Source organism: Bradyrhizobium sp., assembly GCF_016462955.1.
Taxonomy (GTDB): domain Bacteria; phylum Pseudomonadota; class Alphaproteobacteria; order Rhizobiales; family Xanthobacteraceae; genus Bradyrhizobium.
This window is the reverse complement of record NZ_JAEMSD010000006.1, coordinates 47,594-48,114: the sequence shown is the minus strand read 5'-3', so window position 1 is coordinate 48,114 and position 521 is coordinate 47,594. Positions and strand designations below refer to the sequence as shown.

Below are 521 nucleotides of genomic sequence, written 5' to 3'. Positions count from 1 at the left end.
GCCGGCGAGGCCTTCGGCTGAGCCGGTGCTGCGGCGGCCTTGGGGGCCGGCGCCGGCTGCTGCGCCATGGCCGGCGCGGCCGAGATGGCCAGTCCCACTGCGAGGGTCGCAGCCGGCATGAATTTCAACATGGTCTTCATTCCAGGTCTCCTTTCGGCTTGCGCCGTTCAATCACGCGAATTCCGTCGCCGCCCGCCAGAACGGCGGAGCCGGCCAAGCCGATGAACAAGCCATGCTCGACCACCCCCGGGATGGCGCTCAACGCCTTGGCAAGACCAGGGGGATCCACAATACGTCCGAGCTGGGCATCGACGATCCAGTGGCCGCCATCGGTGACGAAAACGTGGCCGTCCTTGTCCCCGCCTTTGGCCTTGCGGACCGCCATTTGCCCGGAAACGCCGCATTCGGCAAACGCCTTCTCGATCGCGCGGCGCGTCGCGCCGAGCCCGCACGGGACCACCTCGATCGGCAGCGGAAACTTGCCGAGCGCCGGCACCCATTTGCTGTCGTCGGCAATCACG

1 protein-coding gene is annotated in these 521 nt (G+C 67.8%); it reads right to left on the bottom strand.

The genetic code is table 11. The features are described from left to right. Positions 1-136: 136 nt before the first annotated feature. Positions 137-521: ribose-5-phosphate isomerase A (locus JHD07_RS01640; RefSeq protein ID WP_291618319.1), on the bottom strand; the 385-nt coding region annotated here is incomplete at its 5' end.